We start from the raw sequence: 23,446 nt of genomic DNA on the forward strand, positions 1-23,446 counted from the left end.
TTTAACTCGTAGGTGATTCAAACCATCTAACCACTGCTAAATGGTCAGCTAAGTCGCGTTTATTTTGGTTTAAATTGGCTTGTAAATTTGCATTGTTATTTTCAGCTTTTAATTGTGCTTGTTCTTTAATAATCGTCTCTTGTAAGGCCATAATTTTTTTCCCAAAACCCTGGGGACTGAGTTGCAACTGGTATGCTAGTTTATTCATACGATTGGCAAGCACTTCTAATTCTTTACACGTCATACCCTGTGGTTGTCGTTCAGGACAAGCTTTGATCGCTTGTTGCAATTCATTAGGATGTGATTTGTAATAATGTTCATTTTTCGCTGAGCAAGAGGTTAATCCGAAAATGACCCATAGTGCTATCAAACATTTATTCATAAGCAACCTATTGTAAACTACAAAAAACCGATATTATCATTACACAACTGCTAACGCCATCTTATGAGAGACCCATGCTTGATTTTAAATTGCTACGTGATCCCCAAACAGGAGAACAATATATAGAAACTTCTCTTTGCGGCAAACCACTTCTTACCACTCCTCAGTTGAACAAAGGTACGGCGTTCACAAACGAAGAAAGAAAAGAGTTTGGCCTATTAGGAAAGCTACCACATCGGGTTGAAACATTGGATGAACAAGTCAAGCGCGCTTATTTACAATACTCCAGTTATACAACACGTCTACAACAAAATATCTATTTAAATAATTTGCACGATAAGAATCAGATCTTATTCTACAAATTAATCAATCGTCATTTAGGTGAAATGTTACCTACAATATATACCCCTATAGTAGGGACTGCGGTAAAACGATTCAGTCATGAATACCGCCAACCCCGCGGCTTATATATTTCGCATTCAGATAAAAATCAACTCGAAGAAATATTAAAAAATCGTTCTAATCCAGAAATTGATGTGATTGTTGTTACTGATGGCGAAGGAGTTTTGGGTATTGGTGATCAAGGGATCGGAGGGATGGATATTCCAGTTGCCAAACTGATGGTCTACTGTTTATGCGGCGGTATTGAACCAACTCGCACCTTACCGATATTTCTTGATGTAGGTACAAACAACCAAGATCTCCTCAATGACCCTATGTATTTAGGTTGTCGTCATCCTCGCATCAGTCCAGCAGCATATGATGAGTTTATCTCCACTTTCGTTCATGAGATACACAAACAATTTCCCAATGCTTTTTTACACTGGGAGGATTTTGGTCGAGGTAATGCCCGACGCATCTTGGAAAAATTCCAAGATCAATTGTGTACTTTCAATGATGATATCCAAGGTACTGGTGCTGTAACATTAGCTGCTTTATTAGCTGCCTGTGATGTAACGGGTTCAAAGCTTCATGAGCAGCGTATTGTAGTTTTTGGTGCTGGATCAGCAGGAACTGGTATAAGCGATCAAATTATTGATGCGATGGTACGGGAGGGGATTAGCCCAGATGAAGCCTATAAACGATTTTGGCTAATTGATCGTCAAGGTTTATTGCTCAATACTGATCCCGAGCTTACCGAAGCACAAAAATGCTATGCGCGGGATCCCAAAGAAATAAATAAATGGGCTATTAATGAAAAACAACATCCCTCTCTTACGGATACTGTACGACATGTAAAACCCACAGTACTTATTGGTTGTTCTGCGCAACCAGGAGCGTTCTCGCAAGACATCGTTGAAACTATGTCAGTCAATTGTGAGCGCCCTATTATTTTTCCTTTGTCTAACCCAGATGAAAAATGCGAAGCTAAACCTTCAGACATACTAAACTGGAGTCAAGGTAGAGCTCTAATTGCTACCGGTACAGCTTTTCCTGCAGTTGAATATCATAATCGCATGGTACAAATTGCCCAATGCAATAATGCATTGGTGTTTCCTGGAATAGGATTGGGAGTCCTCGCGGTAAACGCTACAAAACTAACAAAAGAAATGATCCTGGCCGCAGCACATGCTTTATGTAAATTTGCGCCCAGTAAAAAAGAAAGTTATTTACCTTTATTACCCTCTTTAGATGATGCACAAACCGTAGCTAAAGAAATTGCCGTTGCGGTTGCACGTTGCGCTATCGATTCAGGGCTTGCGCAAAAAAATAAGGATGCTGATTTAGAAAAACTTATCGAAGATATGTTTTGGGAACCAAGATATTTACCATTTAAATATAAAAAAGGATAACATTAGTAGGCTGGTGCGGCGCAGAGTAACCCTGGTTTTTATTATGCTAGACCGTGCTGCGCCAGGATATCTAATTCCCATTAGACTTAACAAAATTTACTTGAATACTTTTCAACGTAGCCGTATCCGGTTCCCAAGAACGCGCGTATTTAAGAACAATAACCGTACTTTCGGGATAGCTTTTACCCTTCTGTCGAGTAAAGGTAAAATGCATCTGTCCACCCGCACCAATTAGGTTAGTTTTCGGTCTTTCATAATTGCTACTACGTAGTGTTAATAAATTTTTATCGAAGCGTACAATCGACCATTGAAATCCGGTGGTTGGGTTTGCGGGTAACGTTACTACAAAACTCGGATCATTCACATCAACGTTCATGGACGAGTTATTATCTGCATAAATCAACGTGGAAGAACTAAGAAGCAATAAATAGAGTACGGTTTTCATGAACAACTCCCTTTGGATATTCTACAATCAGTTTAGCCTATTTCGTTGGGTTCTGTTATCTTAAGTTCTTCATTCTGCCCAAAAGATTGTCAAATGCGATTGCGCAGAAACTTATCAAATTGCAACTGCACGAATAAATTTTAACTATTTGACTCTATTAAAAAAATTGGATACTCTGCCCGAAGCTCAATCACCGAGAGGATTTTATGTTAAATTTAATTGGCTGGGATGAAATTTGTGAAATACTGGATTTAAAAAATGAAGCAGGAGATGAAAATTACCTTTCAGGAATTATTGAGCGAACAACAAGTAAATATCGAGAACGTCCTGGTTTTTTTACTCCGTATCAAAATGGCCAGGAGTTTGCGGGAGAATTATTAGCACCGGTTTGGTATCCTTTAATTTCTTCACTGGGTAGTGCACTTATGGCATTTACTGCAGTTGTGGCTGCGTGCTACTTCGTTGGATGCATGTTACTCGCGCTTTTATCAATTATAATGATGAGTGCCGAATACCGTAACACTGCTTTAGAAGGAGCTACAGACAGTCTTGCCCTAACGGGTTTAATGCTTCTTGGGACGGGAGCAGGTGTGTTGGTTGCCCTTCTCAGTATTCCACATAGCATTTTTTCGCTTTTTAGCCGTCCAGTCGCCACAGCAGTTTCAGCAACAACCGATGGTTGTGATGATGGTTATCAATATACTCTTTAACGTATGGTTTAAGCTAGGCTGACGCGTTATGCACACCCTAAAAATGCAATATAAACCATCCCGCATTTTCAATACGCGTCTCCCCACTCCAAAGTACATTAATTTTAAATATAAATCTTGATATTAGCGCATAGAAAAGCGATTATTTTATCTTTTTATAATCACAGTAGGAGCGCGTGTGGAACACGAGACCATGGAATTTGATGTAATCATCGTCGGTGCAGGACCGGCGGGACTATCTGCCGCGATTAAATTAAAACAGCTGGCTTTAGCTGAAAAAAAGGAATTATCTGTTTGTATACTAGAAAAAGGGGCACAAGTTGGGGCTCATATTCTTTCCGGGGCGGTTCTGGAACCGAGAAGCCTAAAAGAATTACTTCCTAATGTCTGGCAAGAGGCACCACTTGATACTCCTGTAAGCGAAGATCTGTTTTATTTTCTAACTCAAAAAAACTACTATAAGCTCCCTACTCCTAAGCCCATGCATAATGATGGCAATTACATCATTAGTCTGGGTGAACTTTGCATGTTTCTTGCCCAACATGCAGAGTCTCTGGGTTGCGAAATTTACCCTGGATTTGCTGCAGTTCAAGCGCTTTACAATGATCACGATCAAGTGATTGGCGTTGCAACTGGGAGTGTAGGTCTCGATAAAAATAAAGAGAAAACAAACAATTATCAACCCGGGATGCATTTACTAGCTAAGCAAACTCTGCTTGCTGAAGGATGTCGTGGACAACTTAGCCAAAGCCTAATGACACGTTACCACCTGAGGGATAAAGCAAATCCCCAGACCTATGGGTTGGGTATTAAGGAAATATGGCAGGTCAAAGCAGAACACCATAAGCCCGGGCAAGTGATTCATACTGTGGGATGGCCAATGGATTATTCAACCTACGGTGGTTCATTTATCTATCACTTATCAAAACAACGTATTGCCCTTGGCTTTGTAGTGGGTTTGGACTATAAAAATCCATGGTTAAATCCATTTGCAGAGCTTCAACGTTTCAAAACCCATCCTTTGGTGCAACCTATTTTAACTGGAGGCGAACGAATCAGTTATGGGGCACGCGCACTTAATGAAGGGGGATGGCAATCTTTACCCAAACTCACCTTCCCGGGAGGAGCATTAATTGGTGATGCAGCAGGATTCCTTAATGTCCCTAAAATTAAAGGGATACATACAGCAATGCAATCAGGAATGCTTGCAGCAGAAGCATGCTTCGAAGCTTTACAACAAGAAAGTAAAGTACAATTTGAATTAACCCGCTATTCAGAAAAAATCAAAAAATCCTGGTTAGAGAAAGAACTCTATTCGGTACGCAATATAAGACCAGGGTTTAAATATGGTTTAATTCCTGGCTTGATCAATGCCGCCTTTGAAACATATATTACCCGTGGACATTCCCCTTGGACACTGACAAATCATGCCGATCACACGACTTTACTTCCAGCAAAAAAAGCAAAGAAAATAGAGTATCCTAAACCTGATGGTGTGCTTACTTTTGATAGGTTGTCCTCTGTTTTTTTATCGAATACTTATCATGAAGAAAATCAACCTTGCCATCTCGTATTGAAAAAACCACAATTGGCAATAGAGATTAATTTAAAGACTTATGCATTTTCAGAGGGCCGATATTGTCCTGCAGGGGTATATGAAATTATTGAGGAAGAGCAAGGCCCAAGATTGCAAATTAATGCTCAAAACTGCATCCACTGTAAAACGTGCGATATCAAAGACCCTCGACAAAATATTGTTTGGCATGCCCCGGAAGGAGGGGGCGGACCCAATTACTCAGGAATGTAACCATCGAAACAGGTTGGGTTTAAAATTCAACCTGAATTTATTCATTTATTGCACACTCTTTCAAAAAAATGCCATTTTTTTAGTGTTTTTTTAATCATTCTCAATCATAATTCGCCACGAAAAATTAATAGTAAAAGCCTCGTGCTGTTTTTTACATTAAAACATATTAAGGTGTACCCATGTCCAGACTTACAAAAATACATAAAAAGATACTTACTAATTTTAACAATTTTGTTTCCGACACAAATCAAATTCAGTTATTAGCTAACAATATTGAACTATTCGAAGCCATACCCAATAAATATCTAGATAAACTCTATAAAACTATCACAACCTTTGAGTTTGCGAAAAACAATGATGCTTTATTAATTATGGCCTACAGCTATATCCATTATGCTTATGAAAATAAAGAAGCAACCAACCTTAATGACGCGCTTATTATGTTAAACAAAGCGAATCATTGTTTTCAAAGAATTATTGATTCCTATTTATTGCTCCACCCTTCTCAATTAAATGAAATACACTCAGAGCACATACTAAAAGCTAATTTTCATCTCCATAAGATTAAATTACTTAAAGCGGAGATGCAGCTCTTTTATATTCAAAAAGAAGAAGTAAATAATATGTCAAATGTTGCTTCAATCAGAAAAGAGCTAACAAATATTATTGATGAATACATTAAGTTTAAAAGAATTTTAGAAAGTAAATATAAAGATAGGACTCACCAAGCTCAACTTTCAATAAACAACCACCTCTACTCATCAATTGAAATGGGACTCCAGCAGGCAAGGGATTTATTAGAGAAACTACCACGAAATCCAACCGCAAAACGTCAGCTTTCTGAAACTGTTTCGGAACCTTCTCAAGAGAAAAGTCCGGTAGTTACACCATTAAGAAAGAAAATGAGGCAAACCGTAGCAAACAAGAATGAATCTAGCCCAGCAGATCAAATTCCATTACAACCGGGTTCAAATAGTGAATACTTCAAGCCTGAATGGGATGGTTTAGCTGCATTAATTGTAGCGGCGTCGAATTCAGCTCCCATGGAAACTCCTCAAAAACCTGAGATGATGATCCCTAGCGCTCCCCAACCTTCCTTACGCTATATTGAAGACAGCAAAACATTCCTGGATAAGTTTCAAGTATGGTCTAAGATGTATTTTGATCGACATGACCATTACTCAAAACTGAAACAAACTGAAAAATCTTTAGAGAAAATCGCTCATTCCTTATTATTAGCAGCTGTTCGATTAAAAAAAGAAAGCCCTGTATTTAAAGACAAACAATTTAATCCAGTGGTTAAGGTGGCAGTGCAGTTTCTTTTATTTATATGTGGAGTAGGAACACAATCAAATTTTGAAGCATTAGAAAAACAAAATTTATTATCAAAAACCTATGCTCCACTTCTGAAACCGTTTATTCGTTCATTTCTTGATGTTCCTCATGAAAGATTGATTGGACATCTAAGAATGCAATTTGCTTCTGAGGCGCCCTCTAATATTTCATTTCGTGGCTTAGAAATTCAAGAAATTATTGAACAATTATTTAAACTATTTGATACCCAATTAAGTTTTGATGATTATCAAAGAGTAACAGAAGATTGTCTCAAGGGTTTAATGCAAGCAAATGAGCGATTAGTTGAACAAAATGAAGTTGAATCTCATTTCACAGTATAGCCATATAACTAATAATGAAATGGGTGAAGCGAAGTTTTAAATTGACTCTCGAGCTAAATTCAATGAGTCACGTCGCTTCACCCGGTTACTAAGGTGTTATCCCTCATCGATATAAATGAGACTGATCAGGAACAAAAACTTTGCATGAACACCATTGACTGTTCAATTGTTTTACATTAAGATGTAAATTTAGTTTAAAAGGCCAATAAAAATTAGGTTTAGAGCGTCATAAACACTACATCTTAAAACGTTCATCCATAGGAGAATGTGAACATAGTCTTTTTTGACTTTTTATTTTACTGCCCTGAAGGGCAAACTTAAGAGTAAATCATAAACTATAAACTGAACTCAACTTCGATGTTTAAGTCTTGTCTATTCTCCTAGATCCGATTTTGAACCCTTTATTTGTAACCTATGTCTATGAATTTGGTTGAACTAATTATCCGTAGTGAAACAGATAAGTCGATACTACTGAACGTTCACTGCGACCGTTGGTATGCTGTGGGAGTTAGCAAATGAACAACACCAATTTACCGAACCATTTAGGATCTTTTATAGGACATTTTTTAAAACCGTATCGTAAAATGGTTGTTTTATTTATCTTCATAGCCATCTTAGCTGGATTTTGGGGTCCATTTAATAGTCTATTGATTAAATCCTTCATTAACGCGTTAGCATCTGAGCAAAGCATTGATACCTCCTATCTTTATTGGATAGCAGGATTATTGGTTTTGAACTTTATCGTGTTTGATAATATCACCTGGAGAACAATTGGTTATCTAAATTACAAGTTTGAAACGCTCATCAAAAATGAAGTTATTAGCCAAACTTTTAATTATGTCTTAGGTTCTTCTCATCAATTTTTTCAAGATAACTTATCAGGGCGAATTACGGATCAAATTACAACACTTGCAGATAATCTTGAAATTATACTTCATAGAGTAACTGTGGATTTCATTCGGGGAGCCTCGTTACTGATCGTTTCGTTTATCACAGCTTATTATGTCAACCCCCTGTTTTTTTATATTTTGTTGATTTGGTTCATTGCCTTTGCATCATTTAGCATTTGGATGTCAACACGACTAGTGCTCTTGTCTGATAAACATGCAAGCAGTGAGTCTCAGCTTTCTGGCCAGTTGGTCGATGCATTAAGTAACCAATCAAATATCCGCATCTTTTCACAAAAGACTTATGAAATAAATCGCATGAACACCTACTCTGAGCGGGTCCAAGAGGCCTTTCAGAAAAAAGAACGTTTCATTATGTTATTAGGAAGTGTTCAAGGCGCCATGATTGCAGTGATGATGGGAGTGGCAGGATTTACATTAATCCATTTATACAGCAAAAAACTAATAAGTATTGGAGATTTTGCTTTAATTATCGGACTATCAATGGAGTTGGGGCATATGATGTGGTACACCATGTTCCAAGTGGATTTATTTAACCAAGCTCAGGGTAAATGTAAGCAAAGTTTAAAATCCTTGGTTATACCTCATGAAATTAAGGATAAAAACAACCCATTGGAATTAATTGTACCTCAGGGGGAAATAAAGTTTTCTAAGGTTAAGTTTCATTATCATGGCACATATTCGCTATTTCAAAATAAGTCAGTGACTATCAAAGCGGGTCAGAAAGTTGGATTAGTTGGATATTCAGGAAGTGGCAAATCAACCTTTATTAATCTGATATTAAGACTTTACGATGTAGTGGATGGTCAAATTCTCATCGATGGCCAGAATATCACAGAGGTCACCCAAGAAAGTTTAAGACGAGCCATTGCTATGATTCCACAAGATCCAACGCTTTTTCATCGAAGCTTGACGGATAACATCCGCTATGGAAAGATTGATGCGACCGAGGCGGAAGTTATTGATGCCGCCCAAAAAGCTCATGCTCATGAGTTTATTAAAAAATTGCCAGAAGGCTACAGTGCATTAGTAGGAGAGCGGGGAATTAAGCTTTCCGGCGGTCAGCGCCAGCGCATTGCAATTGCAAGAGCCATATTAAAAAATGCCCCGATCTTAATGCTTGATGAAGCCACTTCGCAGCTTGACTCCATTACCGAAACGAATATTCAAGATAGTTTATGGCAACTAATGCAAGAAAAAACAACTTTGGTTATTGCCCATCGCTTGTCTACCCTTCTCCACATGGATCGTATTTTAGTATTCGATAACGGACATATTGTTGAAGATGGAACTCACAGTGAACTACTCAAACAAGGTGGTTTGTATAAAACCTTATGGGATGCCCAGGTTGGTGGTTTTTTACCCGAAAACCAGGAGAAACAGTCTGATGAGGTTTTGGAATAGGTATGAATTCAATATTCATCATTTCGTGTAAATTCTTATATTTCAGCAAGGAGCAACTGTCTTGAAGAGAGTTGCTATGCTTGCTGAAGTAAAATATCCCTCAGATTTTTAAAGAAATAGGTTTAACAGCCCAAAACCCGAGACTCAACCTTTTCCTGGTTTTCTTGAGGCTCTAAGGTTGCATTCGCTTCTAACATCTTTTCAGCAATTTTTTGTGCCAATTTTGGCAGATTTTTTGGAACCTCTTTATAGGTCTTTTTAAATCCTTTTGTAAAAGAAGAAATTTCATTCTTTATCGCTGAAAGAAATTCACTATCCTTGCAAATAAAAAAGTCTGTCTCAGAAGAAGAACATGTGGGCTTAGAATCCTTCTGCTTTAAGATCAAACTTATTTGACTTATGAGAAGCCTCCGAAACTCATCATGCTTCGGTAACAAGGAACTAAAGCTAATAAATCCAGGAGGAGTAAATTTATTTTTTATAGCAGAGTCAAAAGTAGCCTCCTTGATTCGTAGCTCCTCCAAATAATCATATACCTGAACTATTGAGTGACCTAATTTCTCTAAGGCATTAACGTATGCTGGCCCATGATAAACATTCACATAATGTGCCAAAAACGGTAAAATTATTGCCAGGGGTTCATTAAATTGTTCTGTTTGCAAGAAATCCAAGGCAGCTGTTTGAATTTCCGCTCTTAATTCATATTCTTTCTTTTGGATTCTCTTCATTGTTATTAAATTACAATCTATCTCTTTAGGAAAAAAATGACGTTTGTCTTTATAAGAAAGACCTTTGACGAATGGGTAATTATCAAATTGTGTGAGCCCCATTACGGTATCGATACGTTCTCTTAAAAAATCACAAAATTTATCGACTTGCCCTGCCTTATCACTTGTCTCTATTAAATACACAGTTAATGCTTTATCAAGTATTTGGCAAAGCTCTTTTATTAGTTTCACCTGCTCACCTTGCGCATGTTGAAGGAGTCTTTGAGCTTTTTCAGTGTGTATAGACTTTAAGCTTGCTGCTGTGTACCACTGGCACTCAGCTAACGATTCGATATAGGCATTGTAATGCTTCGCTAAAACGATACATGCGATCGTTCGACGATATAACTCGGGGTACTTTTCTTCTGAAATTAAATTATCCAGGCTAAGCACACCAAACACAGTTCGATGACTTTCGACTTTTTTTAATACGGGCACCTCTACCTCTTTAGATTCTGAAACCTTAGCCGTTTTTTTCTTACTTTTTATTATTTCACTACTGAGCGCTAAAGGTATCGCTGGTGGAGTATGAGAAGGAGGGGCTTGAGGAGTGACGGAGGGTAAGATTGGGAAGGATGTGGATTTTCCACTTCGAAAGAATTTTAAAGCCTGGGTAATTGATCCTTTACCCGCGGACGTCTCTGAAGACCCATTCTTCTCTTTAATTGATTCGTCAATAAGGGGAGGGTCACCTACTTTTATTTCTCCCTGAGAATCAGGAACATTAATCTCTCGTGGCGAGGAAGGCCGGGATTTGCTTCTGGGGGTTTGGGGAGATTCGTAATTGCGGGGAGATGAGGGTTGCGATTTGCTAACAAAAGTTTGTTTTTTCATAATACTCTTCCTTAAATTAAAAAACAGGCAAATTCTAGTTGAGAATACCCCCTCAGATCAAATAAAAATCAAAATGTTCTTCTAGCACAATTATTAAATTTTTAAACTTAATGTAGCAGGTCACTCACTCAGATTAAGCAATTCACCTAGGTTTTAAGGGGATAAGCGTTGTAAATTCCATTCATTACGCTTTACATACTCCCAAACATCGGATAGTTCGTCTTGTCGGTAAGAATAAAATACCATGCGTTTCGGCTGAATCCGAACACCGCAATATTCAGGACTTAGAGGGATTGCTTTATTTAAAAACGAATCTTCTATCTTCTGGCGCTTGTTTTCTATTATTTGTTTATTCTCAATCAATTGCATTGACGTAGGTGCATAACTTAAAAAGCGAATTTGAGACCATCGCGGATAACTATCCCAATAATGTTTATTCTCCGCATGGTTTAAAAATAGGCTTTTTCCTTCAATTATCACTTCTCGTTGCAAAAGTTCCAGCCAGAATACCAGACTTACCTCAGGATTATTTTTTAACTCGTTTACTTTGCGAGTATTTTTTTGTGTAAAAAATAAAATACCTTCATCTGAAATTTCGCGAATAGCCACGACACGACTATGTGGGACACCCTCTAATGAATTTGACGACAACACGGCGTGGCTTGGATTAGGAGCTCCAGCTTCCCGTTCTCTGGTCAGCCAAAAACTCAGTTCAATAATAGGATTGGTTTGCATTCGCGGCTTTTCCTTTGGACTTAAAACGTCTAAACCATTGTACCTGAATCAGTTGCATATAGGCTATGAAGTGTCAAATCAAGTTTTTTTCAACTACTCATATCAAATAGGCATGCACTATATCATTGTCATCAATGCTTCCGCTTGGTTACTATTAAAAAATATTTGTTTATTATATTCTACACTCCAGTTGGATTGGATCTATAGGGACGTAAAATTAACTACTCTACAGGAGGGTAAATATGTTTAATTCGTTCCACTTACAAGGTGTAGAAGCCCTTAATAAAGGAGACCTTACACAAGCCAAAAAATTCTTACTTCAAGCAATAGAACAAAATCCCGAAGTTCACGAAACCTACTTTTTTTTAGGAAAAACCTGTTTTTTAGCCGATGAAAAAAAGGAAGCCTTATTTTTTTTAAAAAAATTTATCGAATTAACTCAGGATTTAAAAGACGAGCCAAATAAATCGTATGCTTTTGATCTGTTAGGACAATGTTATGCCGCTGACAATGAGGACGAGATAGCCATCACTTGTTACTTAAATGTTATAGAGATTGATCCTTCCTGCGCATCCGTACGACAAAATTTAGGTTTGCTTTATATGAAGCAAGCTCAGGAATACCTTGAGCTCAATTTAGAAAAATGTCTTACTTTATTACGTGATGCTCAAATTGCGCTTAAATCATCTCTGGAATTATGTAGTAATAATCCTATGTTTTTGCATTCTATTGCAAGTTGGTATGAACAGTATATCGAGCTACTGAAGAAATTATCGGAAGAGAACAGTCTAGCAGAAATGATAAACAAACAGTTTAATCATGCAATTCACTATTATCTTGAAGCTCTAGCTCACTGCCATGAAAATGACCAATTACTGCACAGTGCAATCACAGAAAATCTTACTGAATGTTATGCACAATTTGGCCATTATCTGTATCAGAACCAAGAATATGCAAAAGCACAGGAATTATACCTAGCAGCTCTTGAGTTGGACCAAACTCATATCCCCGCACTCAATCAAATGGGTATGTGTTTATTTAAACAAGGTAATTATGCTGAAGCCAGAGCTCCGTTTGCAAAACTAATTGACCTCTCTGAGGACAAACAGGATAAAGCGGATGCATGGTTAAATATAGCCTGTTGTTATCGATTAGAAAAAAATTGGGAAAAAGCAAAAGCATCTCTCAATGTAGCAAAGAGATTAGCACCTCAAGATCCAGAGATAGTTAAAGAAATGGAGAATCTAAAACAATCAAAATCTCAATCTGTGCTTTCATTAACTGACCAAGCTTTCTTTGACCCTCTAGTGAATAACAATTCTTCTTTGATATCCCCAAATACAGAAAGTTTGCAGTTTAAGTAACTGATAATTGTAGTTTAGAAATACCTTCTTAAATCCTGGGTTATGGCATACCCTCACCCAGGTTACCTATTTATTAATTCTTCTGGGCAAGCCACACCGTAGCTCCGCCACAATCTGGATCACTCACTTTATGGACCAATATCTTTAAATGGTTCGCATGCAAAATCCTTCCATATTCTTTAGCATCCAGTGAAGCATGGTATAAATCATGGCCACCATTGTCACTCCAAACCTCTCCAGCGTCAGGACCGGTAGTAAAAAGCAATAGACCGTTGGTTTTGACTAATGAAGAAAATAAATTCAAGGCCTTACGTTGATCAGCTTGTGGTAAATGAAAAAAACTATGCCAGGCAATGACCACATCAAACGGTTCAGCAAATTCCATTGTCCTCATATCCTTTAAGAGCCATCGCGCCTGTGGGAAGTTATGTTTACAACGGTCTATCATTTTTTTGCTGGCATCAACACCGGTTAATTCGAAACCCGATTCTATTAAAAATTTTGCAATAGGTTCTCCTGTGCCACAACCAATATCCAACACACGTCCCCCAGGGGGTGCATATTTTTTTATTTGTTGCAAATAAAATTGCTCCATGATGAGCTCTTTATTGCGATGCGCATCATACCAATCAATTATTTCATCATAAGTTTCATAGACTTTATTTTTATTTGATTTTTTTACCATTGCGTTCTTCAGTTGAAAATTTAAATAAGGGTTTAAATGCCATATGCCTTAGCTCATTGAGCCACTGCTCCCTTGGTTTTCCACCTGGTGCCGTAGATTCATACCAATTATTTTTACACCAAAGATAAATCTCCAAGCTTTTCATTTGGCTAAAATCATTAATTGCATGTAATAAACCAGCATCTATAGGTAAGATCCGCTGGTATCCTTCTATCATCCATGCAAATTTTTCAGCCCATTCAGAATAAGGGGTGCCGCATAAATCTAAAAAAGGTTTAGCAATATCCGCTATAAACCAATGATAAACGGGTTCATCGAAGTCAATAAAATGAATTTGTTTGCCGTCGAACAATACATTCCCTGGACGATGATCCCCATGTGTGAGACCAAAATTAACATTATTTATTGTAAAATTTCTGAAGTGCTCCTCGATCGTTTGGAACAAATCCTGGATAGCTGAGTCTTCATGAGTCAGGTAGCCCGCCGTTTCGCTCCATAAATCCTGCCAATTTCTAAAATGATGGCCATTCGCTTTATAACTCTCTGCAGCGCGATGTAAACGAGCCAATGCTTCCCCCCAATGAACGTATGCATTTTTATCCGGATACCCGAAATGCATGATCGTTCCCGGTACCTCAGAACATACTTGGGTTAAAAAATGGAGTTCCTCCTGTATTACAGTTTCAATATAAGCTCCATTTTTTGAAGGAAGTACTTCACAAATTGGGGCTTCATTCCGAAACAAGTGCTGTTGAAAATCGATCGCAGCTAGTAATTCTTTTTGAGGACGAATTTTTTCATGAGTTATTCTTAAATAGAATCTATTGCCCTCCGCCTCAAAACGATAAACACAATTGATTTGGTTATTAACCAGTTGCAAATTCTCAGGATTTTCTACCCACTGCAAAGCGGCTTTAAAAGCTGTCTCAGTACTGATTCTTTTTAAAGTATTTTCCCAAACCATCACTTTAACCTGATAAGTTCTATTATGCTTAAACTGAGATTATGCTTTTCGTCACACATTTCTTCATCCTCATTTGGGATACCTTCATTATAATCTATGTTACATACAGCAGATATGTGTTTATCCCATGACTAGGCTTATTCGAGTATACTGCTCAATTTGCTGCTTCTTCTGAAACGCAATGATTGCATCTAATATTTGTTCCACCTCACCGGTTTCAGACCAAAAACTCTGAAAAGCTAAAGGATATGTAGCCCTTACATCCTTTTTAGAAATTTCTTGGGAATGTTCTATTTCTTTTGATAGCATTTTTAATAATTCAATCTTATCTTTTATTTTATCATTCCCGGAATTGAATTTTTGCTCCAATAGTTTCAATTTGTTTTGCATCAGCTCTACAAGATAAAGCTTAGCTACTCCTCTATCCATTGTTCGAATGACTGCACTGTAATCACAAGAAGTAAACATTCGGTAATGTTTCGGTTCCTCTACCTTATTTTGCGGATTAATTGCTTCCCTATTCACAATTGCGTCTTGCGTTAGATCAGGTTTGCTCAGGTTAAGCCAACCTTTGATAAGTTGTTTTATAGAATATGGAGCCATACGCCACAATAAATCTACACCAGTAAATAAAACTGCTGTAATTGAAAAAACTGTACCTGCAGCTGGAGCCAGAGGAAAAAGCAATACAAAAACCACTGCACCTAACGCCGCAGCTAAAAAGGCCATTGCAAACGTGTTACTTAAAGCTGCCTGCATATAACGCATGCGTTGAATACTGTCTTTGGGAGATTCAAAAGCCCTATATAAATTGAGTCCAAACATTATGAGCTGATGACTCAATGCTACCATTAAACTACTAAAGAAAAACCAAGGGCCTGCTACGAAGCTAAAATCAAAAATCTTTGATATTGCAGCCCCATAAAGTGAGATACTTGCTAAAACAGCACAAACAGCTGAAACAGCGAAAAGTAACCACCGATCTACATTTTGATTGCTGGCTTTTGCGAGGTGATACCCATTGATTAAGGCACTTACAGTTAGTAAAAAACCAATAAAAGGCAAAATGATATAAAACAAAGGAGAAGCTCTAAATGCTGCGGATAGCCTTGCATCAGCCATCGTAGCAAATAAAGCTATTTCCTGAGTTTCTCTAATGTATGTAATCGCCTTCTGGAAGTGAGTAACAAACATAAGCCACCTGATAAATTATTATTATTCCTTTGCATGGGCTTAACCCAATTAGAGCGCCTAAAAATAGCCTGACTTGAAGAAAGCCATAAAGTGGTTTGTGATAATCACAAAACCTAGATTATGAACCCATCAATAGTCAGGCTATAGTTCTGGCTTATTGCTGTTATTATTGCCGCAAATGTGGGAACAAAATAACATCACGGATTGATTGAGAGTTAGTAAATAACATGACCAAACGATCTATCCCTATACCCTCTCCTGCTGTAGGAGGCAATCCATACTCCAGTGCTTCAATGTAATCGCTATCAAAATGCATGGCTTCTAAATCACCGGCATCTTTTTCTTCAACTTGCTTACGGAAACGCTCGGCCTGATCTTCTGCATCATTCAACTCAGAAAATCCATTGGCAATTTCTCGACCCGCAATAAAAAATTCAAAGCGATCAGTCACATCCGAATCATGATCACTACGACGGGCTAAAGGTGAAATTTCAGTCGGATAACCCGTAATAAACGTGGGCTGAAATAATTGATGTTCCACTGTTTCTTCAAACAATATGATTTGCAGCTTCCCTAAACCATCCGTTGCTTTGAAAGGAAACCCTTTTTTCTGCAAAATCTCACGACAACTAACAATGCTTTCCAGCTGTTGCGGGTTAATTTCTGGATGATAATATAAAATTGCTTCTTTCACTGTCATACGTGTAAATGGTTTATTAAAATCAATAATTTGACCTTGATATTCAATCTGCCGTTTTTCCATCACGGTATCACAGAGATAACGTAATAATTCTTCAGTAAAATTCATCAAGTCTTTATAGTCTGCATAGGCTTGATAAAATTCCACCATAGTAAACTCTGGATTATGACGGGTTGAAATACCCTCATTACGGAAGTTACGGTTAATTTCATAAACACGCTCAAATCCACCCACCACGAGACGTTTTAAATAAAGTTCTGGAGCGATACGTAAATACATAGTCATATCTAAAGTATGATGATGTGTCACAAAAGGACGTGCCAAAGCTCCACCCGGGATAGGATGCATCATGGGTGTTTCTACTTCTAGATAATAGTTTTGATCCATAAACTGTCTAAATGCTTGAATTAATCGCGACCTAGTTAGAAAAGTAAGCCGACTTTCATCATTGGCGATTAAATCTACATACCGTTTACGATATTTAACCTCTTGGTCAGCTAAGCCATGAAATTTATCAGGTAAGGGGCGCAATGATTTAGTTAATAATTCAATATGCTCTGCGTTTACAGTAAGCTCACCTGTATTGGTCTTAAATAATTCACCTTTAACCCCAACAATATCGCCTAAATCCCAATGCTTGAATTCCTCGTACTGCTCAGGGAGATCATTGGCGCGGATATATACTTGGATCCGACCGGAGAAATCTTGAATATGAAAAAAACTCGCCTTGCCCATAATACGTCTCAACACGATACGACCGGCAACTGTTACCTTCACATGCTCTTGCGCTAAGGTTTCTTTATCTAATGAATCATAATGTTTTGTGACTTCTTGAGCTAAATTTTCACGACGAAATTGGTTTGGAAAATTAAAACCTTTTGTCCGTAACTCAGCCAATTTTTGTTTACGAATATAATAAACTTCGCTTTCATCTATATGTTCAATTTGTTCTTCACTCATGCTGCCCTACTCCTGCCTTTAAACTGGCTTCAATAAATTGATCCAACGCCCCATCTAATACAGCTTGTGTATTGCTTGTTTCCACATTGGTTCGTAGATCTTTAATACGAGATTGATCCAATACGTAGGAACGAATTTGGGATCCCCAACCTATATCTGATTTACTGGCTTCTAACACCTGCTGTTCTGCATTTTTCTTTTGTATTTCCAGTTCATATAACTTAGCGCGCAGCTGCTTAAATGCCTGATCTTTATTACGATGCTGGCTTCTATCATTCTGACATTGTACTACAATTCCACTGGGAGCATGAGTAATACGAACTGCAGAATCAGTCCGGTTAACGTGCTGGCCCCCCGCTCCGGAAGCTCGATACGTATCAATACGTAAATCAGCTGGGTTAATTTCTATATCAATATCATCATCAATTTCAGGCGAAACAAATACTGCTGCAAATGAAGTATGTCGTCTATTACCTGAATCAAAAGGAGATTTTCGCACTAACCGGTGCACACCGCTTTCCGTACGCAGCCAGCCAAAAGCATACTCTCCCTTAAAATAAATAGTGGCACTTTTAATACCGGCAACCTCTCCTGGAGAACACTCAATTAGTTCTGTAGTAAATCCATGTTGTTCGCCCCAGCGTAAATACATCCGCAATAACATTTCTGCCCAATCTTGAGCTTCTGTACCCCCAGAACCTGATTGAATATCTAAGTATGCATTTGAATCGTCCATTTTTCCGGAGAACATCCGACGAAACTCTAAATCAGCAACTTTTTTCTCAATGGAAACTAATTCGTCACCAATTTCATTAATGGTTTGTTCGTCCCCTTCCTCACGTGCAATTTCAAACAACTCATTTAAATCAGTTATGGATTGACCTAATTGCGTTAAAGTTGAAACAATTGCTTCCAGTTGGGTTCGTTCACGACCTAAAGCTTGGGCAACTTCCGGATTATCCCAAACATTAGATGACTCCAACTCGCGAACGACTTCTTCTAAACGCTCACTTTTAGCGTCAAAGTCAAAGATACCCCCTAAGCGCTTCTATTCGCTTAAGAAGATCCACCAGATTAAGATTAATTTGGTTTACTTCTAACATAGTGTCTCTTTAAAAAATATTAATTGGATCAATACCTTATCATAAGATAGCCTGCGTGCGGCGAAGCATGCCCTGGCATTCTGCCATCACCCCGAGTGAGGCGAAGGGATCGCCCATCGTAGCCTGGTACTAAAGCGTGGTGATACCTCGCAGCACTTGGGGGATGACGAGAGCTCCGCTTCGCGGCATCCAGCTACATTACTGGGCTCCATGATGATTTAGTATGACTCGTAAAAATAAGTTTGAGATTTTACCGTGAAAGTAGGCAAAAAAACAGCTATGAAGTCTTCATTGCTGTTCGATATGCTTGCAAATTCATTAATAAATCTGCTTCTGCCAGTGATAAATGACAACTTTCGACAATTTCATCGCGATTACCCCCCATTTCCAAAATACGCAAAGCATGACGATACCCGCCATCATTAGCTCTTTTATTTTCCAAATCCTGAATTTGGTTATCCATACTAATCATTTGGGTATTTATCTCTTTTAATTGTTTTGAGAATAACAAATCAGCATGGATTAACATGGGATGATCTTTGTTAATTTGATCAATTAGCTTTTGTTGCATATCCAATCGTCCTTGAAAATCAATTAATTTCTTCCGCTGGCTAAATAAGTAATTCAGTACGAATAGAAAAATAACCCCATTTAAACTTAAAAGAAAATTAATCATTTTGTATCCTTATTGCCGATAACTACACGATGAGCTGCTGGATGACTTAATGCTGGATTTAATAGGCGGGGAACATTTCGGTCCAAAGCAATGATAATAATCACTCTACGATTTGCAGCCCGTCCTTGCTCTGTAACATTATCAGCAACTGGATATTGTTCTCCATATCCCGTTACTAAAAGGCGTTGGGTTGCAATCCCAAATGAGTTTAGAATTCGGCCAACAACTGCTGCGCGCATAGCTGAAAGCTCCCAATTTGAGGGGAACTGTGGGGTTTCTATAGGAATATTGTCTGTATATCCCTCTATGGCAACAATAGAAGACGATTTTTTAATTTTACTGGCTAATCGCATCAATTTAACAAAAGCTTCTGGTTTTAAATCGGATTCGCCCGAGTCAAATAAAGCCCCAGATTTAATATCCAACTCAACCCAACCTTCTTGTCGATTGATTTTATAATTTCCATCTTCCAATTCTGCTAGTGATTGATTTAATTCATCAAGTCCATCATTAAAGGGACTTTGAAATGGTGTCGTTTGTGGTCCATCTTTTATACTCTTCGTTGATTTAAGTGCCCGAGCTTCATCTTTTTTATTGAACGCTGATTTCATCCCCTCAGAAAGAGAGCGATACTTTGAAATATTTACAGAGGAAATAGCATACATCACTACAAAGAATGCAAATAGCAAGGTAATAAAATCAGCATAGGAGACAACCCAACGGTGATTATCGTTATGTTGCTCATTTCTTTTTTTTCTTTGTTTCATCTTTCTTCTGTTGGCCAAAATTATTGAGTTTTAACAGCAAAATTCCTGGACTTTCTCCGGAAGCTATGGCAACTAACCCTTCTACAATCATTTCATCGTAGTGAACCTGGCGCGCAATATAACTTTTTAATTTATTTGCCACGGGTAGAAAAATTAAATTAGCCATTCCTACTCCATAAATCGTAGCTACGAACGCTACTGCAATACCTAATCCCAATTCGCTCGGTTCCGATAAATGGCGCATCACTTGAATCAATCCCAATACAGCACCCAAAATTCCTATGGTTGGACTATACCCCCCCATACTTTCAAAAACTTGTGCTGCGTGCGAATCATGTGTCTCCACACGATCTATCTCTTCCTCTAGAACTTGTCTTATGGTGAATTTATCTACGCCAATAACCAACAACTCTAATCCTTTACTGATGAGTGGATTTTTTTCAACTTCTAAATGCTCCTCCAAGGAAAGCAAACCCAGCTGACGGGCTTTACGTGCCAAATCAAACATCTTATTACGGCAGTGTTCAAAATCGAGTTTTGGTGGTGTGATAACCCAGGGCAAGATTTTAAAGGCTCGTTTAAAGGTACTCAGTGGTGTTTGCACCATCACCGCACCAATTGTTCCTCCCAGAACAATTAACAACGCAGAAAAGTTGAGTAGGGCTTGCATGTTTCCACCTTCCAAAACTTGCCCTAGTGTAATCGCTAAAAAACTGACTAACATCCCAATTAAAGTTAACGCATCCATTCTTTTTTATTCCGGTAATCTTGATTTTATACGATGTGTTGCTTGGCTAAGGATCTGTGAGACACGTGACTCACTAACGCCAATAACCTCACCAATTTCTTTTAAATTTAAATCTTGTTCATAGTATAAAGAGAGTACCATTCGTTCTTTTTGAGGTAAGCCGCGAATCACCTCAGATAAACGTCGCATTAAATCACTATGAAATACATTGACATGAGGTTCGGTAGAGGCGTGCCCATCTTCAGCCTGTAGGGCATCATCAGTCACACCCAAATCTTCAAAACCATACAAATGGCTGCTCACTGAGTCTTGTAACATTTCATGATATTCATTCAGGGCTATTCCAAGTTCAGTCGCTATTTCTGAATCTTTGGCCTCTCTTCCTAATCGATGTTCAACTGCTTTCACTGCTTCAGAAATCATTCTTGCATTACGATACACTGAACGTGGAACCCAATCATTACGTCTTACTTCATCAAGCATGTATCCTCGGATACGTATTCCCGCATAGGTTTCAAATGATGCTCCTTTGGAAGAATCATAATGTCTTGTTGCTTCCAGCAAACCAAGCATTCCCGCTTGTATTAAGTCATCCAGTTGTACACTTTGCGGCAAACGCCCCAATAAATGATGTGCTATGCGCTTCACCAACAAGGCATGAGTTTTTACCAGCGTTTCCTGAATTTGCTGGTTCACTTTGCTATAGGCAGCCAAAGCATCCACATTAATCTCCTTAAAATTCACCCGCAACTAAACGTTCTAAAAAGAAACTGGTATTACCCCCCAACAAAGAGCAAGGTGGCCATTCAGATACTTCGTCTGCTAATTGCCTCATCGCTAAAGCAGCGGCAGAATCTGGATAAGCAATTAATACGGGTTTTTGCATTTTCACTGCCCTGTGTATGTGTTCATCAAAAGGAACTGCTCCTAAATAGTCTAGCTGAACCTCAAGAAATTGCTCGGAAACTTTGAATAATTTATTAAATAATTCACGTCCGTCCCGCTCATTTCTCACCATATTGGCGAGAATATGAAATCGTGTCCATTCATACCGCTTACTCATTACTTTAATTAAAGCATATGCATCGGTTAATGACGTAGGCTCATCGCATACAACGACAATTAATTCTTGCGATGACCGGGTAAAACTTAAAACGGTGTCTGATATACCCGCCGCAGTATCAATAATCATGTAGTCCAAATCATCAGTAAGCTCATTAAACGCATCAATAATTCCAGCTAACTCAGGTGGAGAGAGTTGGGTCATAAATTCTGTTCCAGAAGCGGCAGGAATAACACTAATACCATTAGGTCCAGGTAAAATAATGTCACTTAAATGGCAAATTCCCTGAATTACATGCGATAGATTATATTTAGTATGCAGCCCTAACATGATATCGATGTTTGCCAACCCCAAATCAGCATCAAGCAACATTACTTTTTTATGAAGTTGAGCCAATCCAACCGCCAAGTTAACAGAAACGTTGCTCTTGCCGACTCCACCCTTTCCAGCAGAAACTGCAATTACTTTAATTGGCTTCGCACGCGATAGACTCCTCAGCCCCGAAGCTTGATCACTTATATTTCGTCTCACTTTAGACATGATATTCTCTCCCAGCACTCTGATGTGCTTTCTTAACATTATCTGCCAGAAACAGTTGTGTTTCCTGTTCAGCAAATAACTCAACGAGCTGATGGCGTGTTGCCATTTTAATGTCTTCGGGTACACGTTGTCCGTGTGTCAAATAGCTCACACCCAAACCCGATTCAATAAGTGCACTTAATGCTCCGCCCACAGCTAACGATTCATCCAGTTTAGTCAAAATACACTGATCAATTTGATTCGCTTCATAACGTCTAATAGCATCAATTAATACTTGATAATGACTTGTTGCCGGTAAAACTAGAACCTTAGAAACAGACTGTAAATATGTGCCTAACACTTGCATTTGTTTAACCACTCGCTCATCTGCAGGGTTCATTCCGGCTGTATCTATCAAAATGAGTTTCTTATCACTTAATTGCCGTAACACTCGGGCCAAAGAAACCTCATCTTGAGCAACACACACCTTAACTCCTAAGATTTTTCCATACATCATAAGTTGCTCTTGTGCCGCGATTCGATAAGTATCCATAGTGACTAGACCTAACTTATCTGCTCCAAATCTTAAAGTAAATCGCGCTGCAATTTTAGCGAGTGTTGTTGTTTTCCCAACACCAGTTGGTCCAACAAAAGCATAAACACCCCCCTCTTCTATTCTACGTGTGTCACAAATGCTTAATTGATCCGTAATAATATTTAGTACAGATTCCCACCCTCTCTGTTGGTTTAAATCAGATCGCACGGAGCATGCCCAAGTCGCAGCAGTTGTATGACTTACTCCCAGATACAAAAGTTTTTGGAGTAAAATAGTATGCAAGGGCTCATAGACACCCACATTCCCTCTTAATTGTGCCTCAAGCATCCCTCTTAATGTTTGAATCTCTTGACGCATATCATCAAGCGGAGTTTGCATTTGAAATTTTGGTGTTTGGCTGATCGGTTCAGCACAAGCTACTGCTGCTGAAGTTGATAGAATGGTTTCATCAAAATCAATCGCAGCAACAACCTCCACACCTGCATCAACATGATGGCTGGATAAAATGACAGCATCGGCACCAAGTGTCTCTTTAATTTGTTTCATAGCGCTGCGTGTATCGGCCGCAACAAAACGTTTTAATTTCATAAAGCCTCCTGCTTATGAAGAAATTTGTCACTATTCACGCAATGCCTCTTTAGAAATTGTAGCCTGCTTGTAAGAAAACTGAGAAGTTTGTAACTTGT

At 38.4% G+C, this 23,446-nt stretch carries 21 protein-coding genes; 6 read left to right on the forward strand and 15 right to left on the reverse strand.

Going from position 1 to position 23,446, the window contains the following annotated elements; genetic code table 11:
* Position 1: 1 nt before the first annotated feature.
* Positions 2-382: a hypothetical protein gene (locus ACWTE2_RS14190; RefSeq protein ID WP_182393290.1), complete on the reverse strand. Its 381-nt coding sequence runs from the start codon at positions 380-382 to the stop codon at positions 2-4.
* Positions 383-456: 74 nt separating this feature from the next.
* Here ACWTE2_RS14190 and ACWTE2_RS14195 point away from each other — a divergent pair, with 74 nt between their 5' ends.
* Complete coding sequence (locus ACWTE2_RS14195; protein WP_182393289.1) at positions 457-2,175, forward strand: NAD-dependent malic enzyme; 1,719 nt, start codon at positions 457-459, stop codon at positions 2,173-2,175.
* A gap of 70 nt (positions 2,176-2,245) precedes the next feature.
* On the opposite strand, the gene ACWTE2_RS14200 is transcribed toward ACWTE2_RS14195, so the two are convergent.
* The gene (locus tag ACWTE2_RS14200; RefSeq protein ID WP_182393288.1) at positions 2,246-2,620 is read right to left on the reverse strand and encodes a protease inhibitor I42 family protein; all 375 of its coding nucleotides are present in this window, start codon (positions 2,618-2,620) and stop codon (positions 2,246-2,248) included.
* 206 nt (positions 2,621-2,826) lie between these two features.
* Between ACWTE2_RS14200 and ACWTE2_RS14205 the strand changes: the two genes are divergently transcribed.
* The 4 genes from ACWTE2_RS14205 to ACWTE2_RS14220 all read left to right on the forward strand — a co-directional run bounded on the left by ACWTE2_RS14205 (position 2,827) and on the right by ACWTE2_RS14220 (position 9,125).
* Entirely contained in the window at positions 2,827-3,330 is a 504-nt protein-coding gene (locus tag ACWTE2_RS14205; RefSeq protein WP_454785851.1) for a hypothetical protein, read from the forward strand.
* 178 nt (positions 3,331-3,508) lie between these two features.
* Entirely contained in the window at positions 3,509-5,137 is a 1,629-nt protein-coding gene (locus tag ACWTE2_RS14210) for an electron transfer flavoprotein-ubiquinone oxidoreductase (RefSeq protein ID WP_454785852.1), read from the forward strand.
* Between the two features lie 179 nt (positions 5,138-5,316).
* The gene (locus tag ACWTE2_RS14215) at positions 5,317-6,813 is read left to right on the forward strand and encodes a hypothetical protein (RefSeq protein WP_454785853.1); all 1,497 of its coding nucleotides are present in this window, start codon (positions 5,317-5,319) and stop codon (positions 6,811-6,813) included.
* 515 nt (positions 6,814-7,328) lie between these two features.
* Positions 7,329-9,125, forward strand: a complete 1,797-nt coding sequence (locus ACWTE2_RS14220) for an ABC transporter ATP-binding protein (RefSeq protein ID WP_454785854.1) — start codon at positions 7,329-7,331, stop codon at positions 9,123-9,125.
* Between the two features lie 122 nt (positions 9,126-9,247).
* Here ACWTE2_RS14220 and ACWTE2_RS14225 read toward each other — a convergent pair whose 3' ends face one another.
* Complete coding sequence (locus ACWTE2_RS14225) at positions 9,248-10,726, reverse strand: hypothetical protein (RefSeq protein ID WP_454785855.1); 1,479 nt, start codon at positions 10,724-10,726, stop codon at positions 9,248-9,250.
* Positions 10,727-10,879: 153 nt separating this feature from the next.
* Positions 10,880-11,461, reverse strand: coding sequence for a pyridoxine/pyridoxamine 5'-phosphate oxidase (locus ACWTE2_RS14230; RefSeq protein WP_454785856.1), 582 nt, complete (start codon positions 11,459-11,461; stop codon positions 10,880-10,882).
* Between the two features lie 242 nt (positions 11,462-11,703).
* Between ACWTE2_RS14230 and ACWTE2_RS14235 the strand changes: the two genes are divergently transcribed.
* Positions 11,704-12,825 (forward strand): tetratricopeptide repeat protein, encoded by a 1,122-nt coding sequence (locus tag ACWTE2_RS14235; protein ID WP_454785857.1) that lies wholly within the window; start codon positions 11,704-11,706, stop codon positions 12,823-12,825.
* Positions 12,826-12,898: 73 nt separating this feature from the next.
* On the opposite strand, the gene ACWTE2_RS14240 is transcribed toward ACWTE2_RS14235, so the two are convergent.
* The 11 genes from ACWTE2_RS14240 to flhF form a co-directional block, all read right to left on the reverse strand.
* A complete protein-coding gene (locus tag ACWTE2_RS14240) occupies positions 12,899-13,510 on the reverse strand; it encodes a class I SAM-dependent methyltransferase (RefSeq protein WP_454785858.1) in 612 nt (203 codons plus the stop codon).
* Complete coding sequence (locus tag ACWTE2_RS14245; protein WP_454785859.1) at positions 13,491-14,474, reverse strand: phosphotransferase enzyme family protein; 984 nt, start codon at positions 14,472-14,474, stop codon at positions 13,491-13,493. The genes ACWTE2_RS14240 and ACWTE2_RS14245 overlap by 20 nt, the downstream gene beginning before the upstream one ends.
* Before the next feature lie 120 nt (positions 14,475-14,594).
* Positions 14,595-15,668, reverse strand: a complete 1,074-nt coding sequence (locus ACWTE2_RS14250; RefSeq protein WP_454785860.1) for a hypothetical protein — start codon at positions 15,666-15,668, stop codon at positions 14,595-14,597.
* 166 nt (positions 15,669-15,834) lie between these two features.
* Complete coding sequence (gene lysS / locus ACWTE2_RS14255) at positions 15,835-17,328, reverse strand: lysine--tRNA ligase (RefSeq protein WP_454785861.1); 1,494 nt, start codon at positions 17,326-17,328, stop codon at positions 15,835-15,837.
* Positions 17,321-18,431, reverse strand: a protein-coding gene (prfB, locus tag ACWTE2_RS14260) for a peptide chain release factor 2 (protein WP_454785862.1) whose coding sequence is annotated in 2 segments (ribosomal slippage) — positions 17,321-18,355 and positions 18,357-18,431 — 1,110 coding nt in all. Because the reading frame shifts where the segments join, the coding sequence is not laid out codon by codon here. The genes lysS and prfB overlap by 8 nt, the downstream gene beginning before the upstream one ends.
* Positions 18,432-18,708: 277 nt before the next feature.
* Positions 18,709-19,107 carry a DUF2802 domain-containing protein gene (locus tag ACWTE2_RS14265; protein WP_454785863.1) on the reverse strand — a complete coding sequence of 133 codons (399 nt, stop codon included), beginning with the start codon at positions 19,105-19,107 and terminating at the stop codon, positions 18,709-18,711.
* Positions 19,104-19,874: a flagellar motor protein MotB gene (locus tag ACWTE2_RS14270; RefSeq protein WP_182393274.1), complete on the reverse strand. Its 771-nt coding sequence runs from the start codon at positions 19,872-19,874 to the stop codon at positions 19,104-19,106. The genes ACWTE2_RS14265 and ACWTE2_RS14270 overlap by 4 nt, the downstream gene beginning before the upstream one ends.
* Positions 19,849-20,622 carry a flagellar motor protein gene (locus tag ACWTE2_RS14275; RefSeq protein WP_454785864.1) on the reverse strand — a complete coding sequence of 258 codons (774 nt, stop codon included), beginning with the start codon at positions 20,620-20,622 and terminating at the stop codon, positions 19,849-19,851. The genes ACWTE2_RS14270 and ACWTE2_RS14275 overlap by 26 nt, the downstream gene beginning before the upstream one ends.
* Positions 20,623-20,628: 6 nt before the next feature.
* Positions 20,629-21,345, reverse strand: coding sequence for an RNA polymerase sigma factor FliA (locus ACWTE2_RS14280; protein ID WP_182393272.1), 717 nt, complete (start codon positions 21,343-21,345; stop codon positions 20,629-20,631).
* A gap of 10 nt (positions 21,346-21,355) precedes the next feature.
* Positions 21,356-22,225 (reverse strand): MinD/ParA family protein, encoded by an 870-nt coding sequence (locus tag ACWTE2_RS14285; protein WP_182393271.1) that lies wholly within the window; start codon positions 22,223-22,225, stop codon positions 21,356-21,358.
* Positions 22,218-23,348, reverse strand: coding sequence for a flagellar biosynthesis GTPase FlhF (flhF, locus tag ACWTE2_RS14290; protein ID WP_454785865.1), 1,131 nt, complete (start codon positions 23,346-23,348; stop codon positions 22,218-22,220). The genes ACWTE2_RS14285 and flhF overlap by 8 nt, the downstream gene beginning before the upstream one ends.
* Positions 23,349-23,446: the final 98 nt, after the last annotated feature.

The organism is Legionella nigrisilvae, from assembly GCF_977063395.2.